The organism is Vibrio sp. 947 (assembly GCF_033339115.1).
Lineage (GTDB): Bacteria > Pseudomonadota > Gammaproteobacteria > Enterobacterales > Vibrionaceae > Vibrio > Vibrio alginolyticus.
Window position 1 is genome coordinate 197,208 of record NZ_JAWOTX010000002.1, and the last position, 12,031, is coordinate 209,238.

Annotated in this window: 13 protein-coding genes; 9 read left to right on the forward strand and 4 right to left on the reverse strand. The window is 45.4% G+C overall.

What is annotated here, in order from left to right:
- The 7 genes from hisD to hisIE all read left to right on the forward strand — a co-directional run bounded on the left by hisD (window position 1) and on the right by hisIE (window position 6,273).
- Window positions 1-1,299 (forward strand): histidinol dehydrogenase, encoded by a 1,299-nt coding sequence (gene hisD / locus R7Q39_RS03440; protein WP_054575132.1) that lies wholly within the window; start codon window positions 1-3, stop codon window positions 1,297-1,299.
- Window positions 1,300-1,311: 12 nt separating this feature from the next.
- Window positions 1,312-2,352 (forward strand): histidinol-phosphate transaminase, encoded by a 1,041-nt coding sequence (gene hisC / locus R7Q39_RS03445; protein WP_054575133.1) that lies wholly within the window; start codon window positions 1,312-1,314, stop codon window positions 2,350-2,352.
- 69 nt (window positions 2,353-2,421) lie between these two features.
- Window positions 2,422-3,495, forward strand: coding sequence for a bifunctional histidinol-phosphatase/imidazoleglycerol-phosphate dehydratase HisB (gene hisB, locus R7Q39_RS03450; protein WP_005389832.1), 1,074 nt, complete (start codon window positions 2,422-2,424; stop codon window positions 3,493-3,495).
- Between the two features lie 26 nt (window positions 3,496-3,521).
- A complete protein-coding gene (hisH, locus tag R7Q39_RS03455; RefSeq protein WP_054866519.1) occupies window positions 3,522-4,136 on the forward strand; it encodes an imidazole glycerol phosphate synthase subunit HisH in 615 nt (204 codons plus the stop codon).
- A gap of 12 nt (window positions 4,137-4,148) precedes the next feature.
- Window positions 4,149-4,886 carry a 1-(5-phosphoribosyl)-5-[(5-phosphoribosylamino)methylideneamino]imidazole-4-carboxamide isomerase gene (hisA, locus tag R7Q39_RS03460; RefSeq protein WP_318075779.1) on the forward strand — a complete coding sequence of 246 codons (738 nt, stop codon included), beginning with the start codon at window positions 4,149-4,151 and terminating at the stop codon, window positions 4,884-4,886.
- Window positions 4,868-5,641 carry an imidazole glycerol phosphate synthase subunit HisF gene (gene hisF / locus R7Q39_RS03465; protein WP_318075780.1) on the forward strand — a complete coding sequence of 258 codons (774 nt, stop codon included), beginning with the start codon at window positions 4,868-4,870 and terminating at the stop codon, window positions 5,639-5,641. Before hisA ends, hisF begins: the two co-directional genes overlap by 19 nt.
- Window positions 5,638-6,273 carry a bifunctional phosphoribosyl-AMP cyclohydrolase/phosphoribosyl-ATP diphosphatase HisIE gene (gene hisIE / locus R7Q39_RS03470; RefSeq protein ID WP_005450749.1) on the forward strand — a complete coding sequence of 212 codons (636 nt, stop codon included), beginning with the start codon at window positions 5,638-5,640 and terminating at the stop codon, window positions 6,271-6,273. The genes hisF and hisIE overlap by 4 nt, the downstream gene beginning before the upstream one ends.
- Window positions 6,274-6,556: 283 nt before the next feature.
- On the opposite strand, the gene R7Q39_RS03475 is transcribed toward hisIE, so the two are convergent.
- The 4 genes from R7Q39_RS03475 to R7Q39_RS03490 all read right to left on the reverse strand — a co-directional run bounded on the left by R7Q39_RS03475 (window position 6,557) and on the right by R7Q39_RS03490 (window position 9,758).
- Window positions 6,557-7,072 (reverse strand): YchJ family protein, encoded by a 516-nt coding sequence (locus R7Q39_RS03475; RefSeq protein WP_318075781.1) that lies wholly within the window; start codon window positions 7,070-7,072, stop codon window positions 6,557-6,559.
- Between the two features lie 80 nt (window positions 7,073-7,152).
- On the reverse strand, window positions 7,153-8,367 hold the full coding sequence (locus R7Q39_RS03480; RefSeq protein WP_005378158.1) for an EAL and HDOD domain-containing protein: 1,215 nt from the start codon (window positions 8,365-8,367) through the stop codon (window positions 7,153-7,155).
- A gap of 98 nt (window positions 8,368-8,465) precedes the next feature.
- Window positions 8,466-9,203, reverse strand: a complete 738-nt coding sequence (gene lpxH / locus R7Q39_RS03485; RefSeq protein WP_005389817.1) for a UDP-2,3-diacylglucosamine diphosphatase — start codon at window positions 9,201-9,203, stop codon at window positions 8,466-8,468.
- A 60-nt stretch (window positions 9,204-9,263) separates the two neighbouring features.
- Window positions 9,264-9,758 (reverse strand): peptidylprolyl isomerase, encoded by a 495-nt coding sequence (locus tag R7Q39_RS03490; RefSeq protein WP_005378156.1) that lies wholly within the window; start codon window positions 9,756-9,758, stop codon window positions 9,264-9,266.
- A 202-nt stretch (window positions 9,759-9,960) separates the two neighbouring features.
- On the opposite strand from R7Q39_RS03490, the gene cysS reads away from it, so the two are divergent.
- Both cysS and R7Q39_RS03500 read left to right on the forward strand, forming a co-directional pair.
- On the forward strand, window positions 9,961-11,343 hold the full coding sequence (gene cysS, locus R7Q39_RS03495; protein WP_005378155.1) for a cysteine--tRNA ligase: 1,383 nt from the start codon (window positions 9,961-9,963) through the stop codon (window positions 11,341-11,343).
- A gap of 87 nt (window positions 11,344-11,430) precedes the next feature.
- Window positions 11,431-12,009 (forward strand): thymidine kinase, encoded by a 579-nt coding sequence (locus R7Q39_RS03500; RefSeq protein WP_042522050.1) that lies wholly within the window; start codon window positions 11,431-11,433, stop codon window positions 12,007-12,009.
- The last annotated feature ends 22 nt before the right edge of the window (window positions 12,010-12,031 follow it).

A 12,031-nucleotide genomic window follows, 5' to 3' on the forward strand; every position in this document is an offset into this window, starting at 1 on the left:
ATGAGAACAGTCGTTTGGCAATCATTAAGTGAGAATCAGCAAGACTCTATTTTGGAGCGCCCTGCTATTGCAGAAGGTGCCAATATCACCACTGCTGTGGCCGAAGTTATTGCTAAAGTTCGAGAAGAAGGTGACTCTGCTCTTATTGAGCTGACCGAAAAGTTTGACCGTGTTAAGCCTGAATCCATTCGTGTTTCTTCTCAGGAAATTAAGGCAGCGTCAGAGCGTTTGTCAGAGTCAATGAAGAGCGCACTAGAGCAAGCTTACGCCAATATTTCTAAGTTCCACAAAGCGCAAAAGCCGCAACCGATCAAGGTGGAAACGCAGCCAGGTGTCCTTTGTGAACAAGTAACACGCCCAATTCAAAAAGTGGGTTTGTACATTCCTGGTGGCAGTGCGCCTTTGCCATCGACTGTTTTGATGCTCGGCGTTCCTGCAAAAATTGCAGGTTGTCGTAAAGTCGTTCTTTGTTCTCCACCGCCAATCGCAGATGAGATCCTTTATGTCGCGAAACTGTGTGGCATTGATGAAGTGTACAACGTCGGTGGTGGCCAAGCAGTTGCTGCAATGGCTTATGGCACCGAGACTGTATCGAAAGTAGATAAGATCTTTGGTCCGGGCAACGCTTACGTGACCGAAGCAAAACGACAGGTTAGCAATGATTTCCGCGGTGCTGCGATTGATATGCCAGCAGGGCCATCAGAAGTGTTAGTGATTGCAGATGAAACCGCAGATGCAGACTTTATCGCTGCGGATCTTTTGAGCCAAGCAGAACACGGTCCTGATTCTCAAGTGGTATTGGTGACTCCTTCTCCTGTGATTGCTGATCAAGTGACGGATGCGGTTCAACGTCAGCTTAAGGAGCTATCTCGTGCAGACATCGCAGAAAAGGCTCTGGCATCAAGCTTGATCATTATTTCCGAGTCGATGACGCAGTCAGTTTCTATTTCCAATTACTACGGTCCTGAGCACTTGATTGTTCAGACTAAGAACCCTCGTGAGCTTCTACCTCTACTTGATAATGCAGGCTCTATCTTCCTTGGGGATTGGTCGCCTGAATCTGCGGGAGATTACGCATCGGGGACTAACCACGTCCTTCCTACTTATGGTTACACACGTACTTATTCAAGCTTAGGTTTGGCGGATTTCTCTAAACGAATGACGGTTCAGGAGCTTTCTGCTGATGGTTTAAAGAACCTTGCACCAACGGTAGTCACGATGGCTGAAGCAGAAGGTCTGGACGCTCACAAACGTGCTGTTACTATCCGCGTAGAAAAATTAGCAAGTAAGAAAGAATAAGAGAGTAATGAGATGGAAAAGCTAGCGCGTAAGCAAGTCCAACAGCTTACCCCTTATATGTCGGCTCGCCGAATCGGTGGTACGGGTGACGTATGGCTAAATGCCAACGAATCACCATTTAACAATGAATACAAAACAGACTTTGCTCGTCTTAATCGTTACAGCGAATGCCAACCGAAAGAACTGATTTCCGCTTACGCAGCGTATGCGGGTGTTAAACCAGAACAAACACTGACTTCTCGCGGCGCAGACGAAGGTATTGAGTTATTAATTCGTGCATTCTGTGAGCCGGGTGAAGATGCGATTCTTTACTGCCCACCAACTTACGGTATGTACGCCATCAGTGCAGAAACCATCGGTGTAGAGCGCAAAACCGTGCCGCTAACGTCAGATTGGCAACTAGACCTTGCAGGCATCGAAGCTAATCTGGATAACGTGAAACTGGTTTTTGTATGTTCGCCAAACAACCCAACGGGTAACTTGGTTAAGCGTGAGGACATTGTGTCTCTGCTTGAGATGACAAAAGACCGTGCAATCGTGGTGATGGATGAAGCGTACATCGATTTTTGTCCAGAAGCGTCAACGGTAGACCTACTGGCGCAATACTCGAATCTTGCGATTCTGCGTACTCTGTCGAAAGCTTTTGCGCTTGCAGGTCTGCGTTGTGGATTTACGCTTGCGAACGAAGAGCTTATTAATGTACTTCTTAAAGTTATCGCACCTTACCCAGTCCCAGTTCCAGTGGCAGAAATTGCGACTCAGGCGCTTTCGGAAGCTGGTTTAGCACGAGCGAAGTTTCAAGTTCTCGATTTGAATGCAAACCGTGCTTACTTGCAAGTTGGCCTTTCAATGATTCCGGGTTTGGAAGTGTTTGAAGGGTGGGGGAACTACCTATTGGTGAAATTCCCAGATGGCGATGACCTTTTCAAAGCGGCTTGGGATACGGGCATTATTTTGCGTAACTCGCCAATTGAAAACTGTGTGCGTATCAGTGTGGGTAACCGTGACGAGTGCGAAAAAACGCTTGGATTTATCAGAAACTACTACGCATAAATAGAGACAGAATTTATCGCTCTCGCTCAATAGCGGGAGCGCCAAAAGAATATCAATAAGGAAGTTCGAGTGAGCAAACAACAAAAAATCCTTTTTATCGACCGTGATGGCACCTTAATTGTTGAGCCGCCGATTGATTTTCAAGTAGACCGTTTAGATAAGCTAAAACTAGAACCATTTGTTATCCCAAGCCTGCTGTCGTTGCAGGATGCAGGATACCGTCTAGTGATGGTCACGAACCAAGATGGTTTGGGTACCGACAGCTACCCACAAGCTGATTTTGATGCACCACACAACATGATGATGGAGATCTTTGAATCTCAAGGTGTGAAGTTTGATGATGTGCTGATTTGTCCTCACTTTGATGAAGATAACTGCTCTTGCCGTAAGCCTAAATTGGGCTTGGTAAAAGAGTACCTTCAAGGTGGCAAAGTGGATTTCCAAAATTCTGTTGTGATTGGCGATCGTCAAACTGATCTTCAACTTGCAGAAAACATGGCAATTCGTGGCATTCAATACAACCCAGAAACCATGGGTTGGAAACAGATCCTGAAAGATCTCACGGTGAAGGCACGCGTTGCTGAAGTGGTTCGCACCACAAAAGAAACGGACATCAAAGTATTCGTTAATCTTGACGAGCAAGGCGGTAACGATATTTCCACAGGTCTTGGCTTTTTTGACCACATGCTGGATCAAATCGCGACGCACGGCGGGTTCCAGATGGTGTGCAAAGTGGAAGGTGACCTGCACATTGATGATCACCACACGGTAGAAGATACCGCTCTTGCGTTGGGTCAAGCGTTGAAAGAAGCACTGGGTGACAAGCGTGGTATTGGTCGCTTTGGCTTTAGCCTGCCAATGGATGAGTGTTTGGCACAATGCGCACTAGACCTATCAGGTCGTCCTTACCTTAAGTTCGACGCGCAATTCAGTCGTGAGCAAGTGGGTGATCTTTCAACAGAGATGGTGGTTCACTTCTTCCGTTCTCTGACTGACACCCTAGCGTGTACGCTGCACCTGTCTTCAGCGGGCAACAATGATCACCACATCATTGAAAGCTTGTTTAAAGCGTTTGGTCGTACTTTACGTCAAGCAATCAAAGTAGAAGGCACTGAGCTACCAAGTAGTAAAGGCGTGCTTTAAGGCTCACGTTAGCAAGGAGAAAAACAGTGACAGAACAGAAAGTTGTCATTATCGATACTGGCTGTGCCAACGTTTCTTCGGTGAAGTTTGCCATCGAACGCCTAGGTTATGACGTAACTATTTCAAAAGATCCACAAGTTGTATTGGCAGCTGACAAGCTATTTCTACCGGGAGTGGGGACTGCCAGTGAAGCGATGAAGAACCTAGAAGAGCGCGATCTTATCAGCTTGGTAAAACAGGTAGAAAAGCCTTTGCTAGGTATCTGTTTAGGCATGCAACTATTGGGCAAAGTGTCTCAAGAGAAAGGGCAGAAAGCCGACGAGTTGGTTGAGTGTCTTGGACTTTGTGATGGCGAAGTGAAGTTGCTACAAATCGGCGATTTACCGCTGCCGCATATGGGGTGGAACACAGTGTCTGCAAAAGCAGGTAACCCATTGTTCAAAGGCATTGAAGAAGGTGAGTACTTCTACTTTGTACACAGCTTTGCAATGCCAGTTGGGGATTACACGATTGCGGAATGTGAATACGGCAACCCGTTCACAGCAGCAGTACAAAGCGGTAACTATTACGGCGTGCAATTCCACCCTGAGCGTTCTTCAAAAGCGGGCGCGAAGCTTATTCAAAACTTCTTAGAATTATAAAAGGGATTTAGTGTGATTATTCCAGCTCTTGATTTAATTGAAGGACAGGTGGTTCGCCTTTATCAAGGTGATTACGGCCAAGTAACTGAGTATAAAGTCGATCCAGCAGAGCAGTTCAACTTGTACCACCAAGCGGGTGCTAACTGGCTGCACTTGGTGGATTTAACTGGCGCGAAAGACACGACAGCACGCCAGCTTGATTTGATTGCAAAGCTACTAGCAAGCACGCCAGCGAACATCCAAATCGGTGGCGGCGTACGTACAGAGCAAGACGTGATTGACCTGCTAGAAGCTGGTGCTCAGCGTGTTGTTGTTGGTTCTACAGCAGTAAAACAGCCAGAGCTTGTGAAAGGTTGGATGGAAAAATACGGCGCAGAGAAAATCGTTCTCGCGCTAGACATCAACATCGATCAAGACGGCACGCGTAAAGTGGCGATCTCTGGTTGGCAAGAAGACTCAGGCGTGACTATCGAAGCTCTGATCAACGATTACCTAACGGTAGGTTTGCAGCACGTGCTTTGTACGGACATTTCTCGTGACGGTACGCTAGAAGGCTCAAACGTAGAGCTTTACGTTGACCTATGCAAGCAGTACCCACAAGTGCAGTTTCAATCTTCAGGTGGCATTGGCTCATTAGCAGATATCGAAGCGCTAAATGGCAGCGGTGTGGCTGGTGTGATTGTTGGTCGTGCGCTGTTAGATGGTAAATTCACAGCAGAGGAGGCGTTTGCATGCTGGCAAAGCGAATAATTCCATGTCTTGATGTTCGTGATGGACAAGTTGTGAAGGGCGTTCAGTTCCGTAACCACGAAATCATTGGCGACATCGTTCCTCTGGCACAGCGTTATGCAGAAGAGGGCGCTGACGAGCTTGTGTTCTACGATATTACCGCTTCAAGTGATGGTCGTGTCGTCGATAAAAGTTGGGTCGCTCGCGTTGCTGAAGTGATTGATATTCCTTTCTGTGTGGCTGGTGGTATTAAATCAGCGGAAGATGCAGCGCGCATTCTTGAGTTTGGTGCAGACAAAGTGTCTATCAACTCACCTGCGTTGGCGAACCCGCAGTTGATTACTGACCTTGCTGATAAGTTTGGTGTGCAATGTATCGTCGTTGGTATCGATTCATACTACGACAAAGAGACCGGCAAGTATCAGGTTTACCAGTTTACTGGTGATGAAGAACGCACCAAAGCAACCCAATGGGAAACGCGTGATTGGGTGCAAGAAGTACAAAAACGCGGCGCTGGTGAAATCGTACTGAACATGATGAACCAAGACGGCGTCCGTAACGGCTACGATATTGAACAACTTAATATGGTGCGTGAAGTGTGTAACGTGCCATTGATTGCATCGGGTGGTGCAGGTGCCATGGAGCACTTCGCAGAAGCCTGCCAAAAAGCAAATGTGGATGGGGCGCTTGCCGCATCGGTATTCCACAAGCAAGTCATCAATATTGGTGAACTAAAGCAGTATTTGAAACAACAAGGCATTGAGGTACGACTATGAGTGTGAAAGCCGCCGAAGTAAGTTCGCTAGCTGAGCGAATCAACTGGGAAAAGGTGGATGGTCTGGTACCTGCCATCGTACAAGATTTCCAATCAAGCCAAGTGCTGATGATGGGTTACATGAACCAAGATGCGTTGGCAAAAACGGGTGAAACAGGTCAAGTGACGTTCTTCTCTCGTACCAAGCAACGTCTTTGGACGAAGGGGGAGACCTCTGGCAACGTATTGCAATTGGTGAACATTCAGCTCGATTGTGACAACGACACGTTACTGGTGAAAGTGAATCCCATTGGTCCTACGTGTCACTTGGGTAACACAACTTGCTGGGATGTGGACCCTCAAGAGGAGTCACAAATGGTGTGGCTTCATCAACTTGAGCAGCTATTGGCTGCCCGCAAGAGTGCCGACCCAGATTCCTCTTATACTGCCAGTCTTTATGCCCGTGGCACCAAGCGTATTTCGCAAAAAGTGGGCGAAGAAGGCGTTGAAGTCGCGCTTGCGGCGACGTCGGGCGATAAGGCGGAGTTAGTGTGTGAATCAGCAGACTTGATTTACCACTTGCTGGTATTGCTTCAAGACCAAGGCTTATCGATGAATGACGTAGTGAACAAACTGAAAGAGCGTCATAAGTAAGCTTGCGATAGATAAGTGAAAGTCCCTATGCTCTCGAGCCTAGGGGCTTTTTTACTTTAGTGTTCTTGATTCGGGGGAAAACCCGGCAACAGTGCTAGTAGCGATTAGACTCTGAATCACACTCGTTCCTCGCTGTTCAGAATGACGGTATATTTTCTAATGGTACTTGCAGTAGAGTTATTTACTTCAAATAGGTACATATATTCACGTCACTCCAACGAACCTAGGCGAGATCAGGAATCTCATTAAAGAGAGCTCAATAAGCTAGGAGTTGATGGGATGCCTACCCACAACACTTTTTAAACTTTTTACCGCTTCCACAGATACACGGGTCGTTGCGACCTACTTTTAGGCTACTTACTGGCTGGTTTAAGCGTGGATCTTGTTCTGGCTCTTCTTGTGGCTCTTCTTCAGGAAATGTGCCGTCAATGTAGTACCAAAGCCCATTTTCTTTTACAAAGCGAGAACGCTCTGTCATACAGTAGCGCTTGCCGTCTTCATCAAAATAAGCGCTAAATTCGACAAAGCCTTCATTGTCATTACTGCCAGCTTCTGTTTTTACAACTTCAAGTTTGCACCAATCGCTGTCGATAGATTGGGCAATGCCTTCACGTTGCTCTTCTGCATTACAGCTTGGGTGGTACGTGTTCACCACGTAATCGACTAGACCTAACACATGCGCGCTGTAACGAGAGCGCATTAGCTGCTCCGGAGTGGTGACGTCAGCATGGTTGTTGTGGGCAATTTCACAACACTGTTGGTAGGTGCGGTTAGATCCGCAAGGGCAAGAAGAAGCCATAAAATGAAATCTCGATTAATTAAGCGGTAAAAACAAACAACCTCACAATTGCGAGGCTGGAGGTGAGGCATTATAGCGATTTAGGGCGTTTGAGACAGCAGTTCTTGAGCCCATTCCGTCGATTGATTAAAAGCGTCTGCTAATTGAGGTTCGGTTAATTTAAGAACGGTGCAATATCGTTCGGCTAACTCCCAGTCCGCTTGTTCATAGGCGATTGTCATCGAAAGTAAGTGACCAAGTACGCCTTTTCGACTGGTTAATGCGAGTTTTATATCTTCGTCAACGGGGATATCTTCAATGACATCCGAGAGCGGTTGATCGAGCAAAGATCCGAGTAAAGAAAACATGCCTGTCAAAAAAGCCTGCCCAGGGTCATACCTAGTGTTCATTTGACTAAGTAACAGTTCACACATTCGTGCACGCTGAATCGCTAAAGAGTAAAGAGAGTCAGGTTTATCTTCTTGAACGGAGGCAATTGCAACTAAGGAAATAAAGCGTCGTAGTCGCTCTTCACCCAGATAAATAAGCGCCTGTCTGAACGATTTGATCTTAGTCGTTAATGTATAGCCTGAATTTACGTAAGTAAGCAGCTTATATGACAGCGTCACATCAATCGAAAACAGACGTTCAACCTCATTGAAGTCGATGGGCTTATCTGCAATCTCTTTACAAAGTTGGATGACGGTAAGAAACGCGGGGTTCAACCGTTTTTTCTGGATCATCTCAGGTTTGCTAAAAAAATACCCTTGAAAATAGTTAAAACCGGCTTCTAGAGCTTGCTCAAACTCTTCATAGGTCTCTACCTTTTCCGCAAGAAAGTCGATTTTAAATGGGCTCAACGCCTGAATAAAAATGGCAGCTTTCTTGATCGGCACAAGTCTAATATCAAACTTGATCATGGAAACGTATGGAAGAAAACGCTTCCAAGCTTTCGTCGGAACAAAATCATCCAGAGCAATTTTGTATCCGCACTCATGAAGGTGCTTGATGGCTTCTAACAGTTCTTCTGTCGGTTCGCAGTCTTCAAGGACTTCAATGACGAGAGATTCTTTAGGGAACAAAGTTGGGACCAAGTTCACCAAGCTTTGATGCGGAAAGTTAACAAAGCCAAGTTTGTTTCCTAATGTGTTGTAATGCGTCGATAAAAAATGATCGGATAGCAGTCGACTAGTAGCCAGCTCTGGTTCTACTTCAGGGAAGGTATTTTTAGGGCCGTCTCGAAAGAGGAGTTCGTAACCTATGGTTCGTTTTTCTCTATCCAGAATCGGTTGGCGAGCTACGTAAGAATACTTCAATTAGGTACTTCGTTCTGTTTAACTTAGTATTATGATAATAGCGATTTTTTACAAAATATCTACGACTTGAGCGTGAATCTTCTACACGCTCTACATGCTTAACGCAAATTCTGTATGAACGGTCTCGTTTGTAGGTCAAAACTATCAGAATTTACTTTTAAAACTGAGCCTTGCGTATACCAATCCCCTAAAACAATTCGGGTCTTTTTAACGCCATCGACGTCAAAAAAATGTGTGTTCGGGCGATGTGTGTGACCATGAATCATTAAGTTGACGCAGTTCTGAGACATCACTTTCTCGACCTCATTTTGGTTGACGTCCATGATATCTAATGACTTACTCATTTTATCATCACGAATATCGGATTGAACTTTTGAGACAATTTTCTTCTTAATGAACCAAGGAATACGGTTAAACAACCATTGTAGCCATGGTTTGTGAACGGTTTTTCTAAACTCTTGATATTTCACATCGTCAATACAGAGCGTATCGCCATGTAGGATTACGGCTTTTTGACCATAAAGATCAATCGTGCAGACATCGTCGAGTAATGTCATACCGGTTTCTTTGCAAAAGCGTTTGCCGAGTAAAAAATCTCGATTGCCTTGGATGAAAAAAGTTGGCACACCCGCATCCGTCAGTGCTTTAAATTCTGCACGGATTTGGTCTGCAAAAGGGGTGTTGTCATCGTCACCAATCCAGAACTCAAACAGATCGCCGAGTACATAAAGTGCATCAGCTTTTGTTGCTTCTGTTCGCATGAACGTCACAAAACATTCCGTGATATCAGGACGTGATGGGGTAAGGTGAAGATCGGAAATAAATAATGTCGTCATAGAAATAAGGGGAAGCTATGCCTCCCCATTAACTTATCTTTTAAAAATAATTCCTAAGAATTACTCTTCAATTGTTGTACCAGTGATTACTACGTCTTCTAGAGGTACGTCTTGGTGCATGCCGTAAGAACCAGTGCTAACGCCTTTGATCTTATTTACGATGTCCATGCCTTCGATTACTTCACCGAACACACAGTAACCCCAACCATCTAGGCTTTCGCTACGGAAGTCTAGGAATGTGTTGTTGTTTACGTTGATGAAGAACTGAGAGCTTGCTGAATGCGGCTCCATAGTACGTGCCATAGCAAGTGTACCCACTTTGTTGCTAAGACCGTTGTTTGCTTCGTTCTTGATAGGTGCACGAGTCGCTTTTTCACGTAGACCAGACTCCATACCACCACCTTGGATCATGAAGCCGTCAATAACACGGTGGAAAAGCGTGTTGTCGTAGAAACCGTCGCGGCAGTACTGAAGGAAGTTTGCGCTTGTCTCTGGCGCTTTCTCTTCGTTTAGTTGAATCTTGATGTCACCAAAATTAGTGTGAAGGGTGATCATGCTACTTTCCTTTACTGTGTTGTGTTGAGCCCGAGATTCTAGCCTAAGTTCTAGTGCTTTAAAAACTCAGGAAGAGGAAATTCTTCGTTTTGTGCTTGAAGTTTAGCCGATTATCGTTTTATCGGTTAATTGCTATTACCTAACTAGGTTGGAGTTGATATACTCATCTTCTTTTATTCATTCACAATCATAGATAGAGATCATGTTAAAGATATATAACACACTCACAAGACAGAAAGAGGAATTCAAACCAATTACAGCTGGCAAAGTCGGTATGTATGTCTGTGGAGTTACCATCTACGATCTCTGTCACATTGGTCACGGTCGTACTTTCGTCTCTTTTGACGTTGTATCACGTTACCTTCGCTACTTGGGCTATGATCTGACGTTTGTACGTAACATCACAGATATCGACGATAAGATCATCAAACGTGCCGCAGAAAATGGTGAGTCTTGCGATTCATTGACTGAGCGTTTGATTGGTGAAATGCACGCTGATTTTGATGCGCTGAACATGAAACGTCCGGACGTTGAACCTCGTGCGACACAGTTTATTGCTGAAATCATCGAATTGGTTGAGAAGCTAATCGAGCGCGGTTTTGCATACGTTGCAGATAACGGTGACGTAATGTTTGAAGTAGGTAAATTCAACGAATACGGCAAGCTTTCTAAGCAAGACCTTGATCAGCTTCAAGCTGGCGCGCGCGTTGATATCGAAACAGCAAAACGCAGCCCTCTAGACTTTGTACTTTGGAAGATGTCAAAGCCGGGTGAACCAACGTGGGAGTCACCATGGGGTCCAGGTCGTCCAGGTTGGCACATTGAGTGTTCAGCAATGAACTCTTCAATCCTAGGTAACCACTTCGACATTCACGGCGGTGGTTCTGACCTTCAGTTCCCACACCATGAAAATGAAATCGCACAATCATGCTGTGCACACGATACACAATACGTGAACACATGGATGCACAGCGGCATGGTAATGGTAGACCGTGAGAAGATGTCTAAATCTCTAGGTAACTTCTTTACTATCCGTGACGTTCTTGGTCACTACGATGCTGAAACAGTGCGTTACTTCCTAATGTCTGGTCACTACCGTAGCCAGTTAAACTACAGCGAAGATAACCTAAACCAAGCACGTGCTTCGCTTGAGCGCCTGTACACATCTCTACGTGGTTTAGACCTAAACGCTGCGCCTGCTGGTGGTGAAGAATACGTATCTCGCTTCACTGCAGCGATGAACGATGACTTCAACACACCAGAAGCTTACTCAGTACTGTTCGACATGGCGCGAGAAGTTAACCGTCTGAAGACAGAAAACCTAGAGAAAGCGAGCGAACTCGGTGCGCTAATGCGTGAACTAGCTGACGTGATCGGTATTCTTCACCAAGATCCTGAAGCCTTCCTAAAAGGTGATGCGGGTAACGATGATGAAGTGGCTGAAATTGAAGCTCTGATCAAGCTGCGTAATGACTCTCGCGCTGCGAAAGATTGGGCGAATGCAGATATGGCTCGTGACAAGCTGACCGAAATGGGCATTGTTCTGGAAGATGGTCCAGAAGGCACAACGTGGCGTCGTAAGTAATTGAATTTTCATTTTTAAAGGGCTGATAATTCAGCCCTTTTATTTTCCATTTCCATAAATTAAAACTTTAACTTTAGGTAATGCTCTGTGGCTCAGATGTATTTCTATTACTCAGCAATGAATGCGGGTAAATCAACAACGCTTCTTCAATCCTCTTTCAACTACCAAGAACGCGGCATGACGCCAGTTATTTTTACGGCTGCGCTAGATGATCGTTTTGGTGTCGGTAAAGTGAGCTCTCGTATTGGTCTTCAATCTGACGCACATTTATTTCGTCAGGATACCAATTTGTATCAAGAGATCGCAGATCTGAATGAGGTTGAAAAACGTCACTGTATTCTTGTTGATGAGTGTCAGTTCTTGTCGAAAGAACAAGTTTATCAACTTACTGAAGTCGTTGATAAGTTGCATATTCCAGTATTGTGTTACGGCCTTCGCACCGATTTTCTAGGCGAACTTTTTGAAGGCAGTAAGTATCTATTATCTTGGGCAGACAAGCTGGTTGAGCTCAAAACAATCTGCCATTGTGGCCGTAAAGCGAATATGGTTATTCGTACCGATGAACACGGCGTGGCAATTAAAGAAGGCGATCAAGTTGCGATCGGCGGTAACGATAAGTATGTCTCCGTATGCCGCCAACATTACAAAGAAGCGCTCGGTAAATAAGCCGCATTGATACAGAAAAGCC

What these genes read in the sequence shown, in the direction of transcription:
- hisD (WP_054575132.1), top strand. Translation starts at nt 1, where the DNA reads ATGAGAACAGTCGTTTGGCAATCATTAAGTGAGAATCAGCAAGACTCT.
- hisC (WP_054575133.1), top strand. Translation starts at nt 1,312, where the DNA reads ATGGAAAAGCTAGCGCGTAAGCAAGTCCAACAGCTTACCCCTTATATG.
- hisF (WP_318075780.1), top strand. Translation starts at nt 4,868, where the DNA reads ATGCTGGCAAAGCGAATAATTCCATGTCTTGATGTTCGTGATGGACAA.
- hisIE (WP_005450749.1), top strand. Translation starts at nt 5,638, where the DNA reads ATGAGTGTGAAAGCCGCCGAAGTAAGTTCGCTAGCTGAGCGAATCAAC.
- R7Q39_RS03475 (WP_318075781.1), bottom strand. Translation starts at nt 7,072, where the DNA reads ATGGCTTCTTCTTGCCCTTGCGGATCTAACCGCACCTACCAACAGTGT.
- lpxH (WP_005389817.1), bottom strand. Translation starts at nt 9,203, where the DNA reads ATGACGACATTATTTATTTCCGATCTTCACCTTACCCCATCACGTCCT.
- R7Q39_RS03490 (WP_005378156.1), bottom strand. Translation starts at nt 9,758, where the DNA reads ATGATCACCCTTCACACTAATTTTGGTGACATCAAGATTCAACTAAAC.
- cysS (WP_005378155.1), top strand. Translation starts at nt 9,961, where the DNA reads ATGTTAAAGATATATAACACACTCACAAGACAGAAAGAGGAATTCAAA.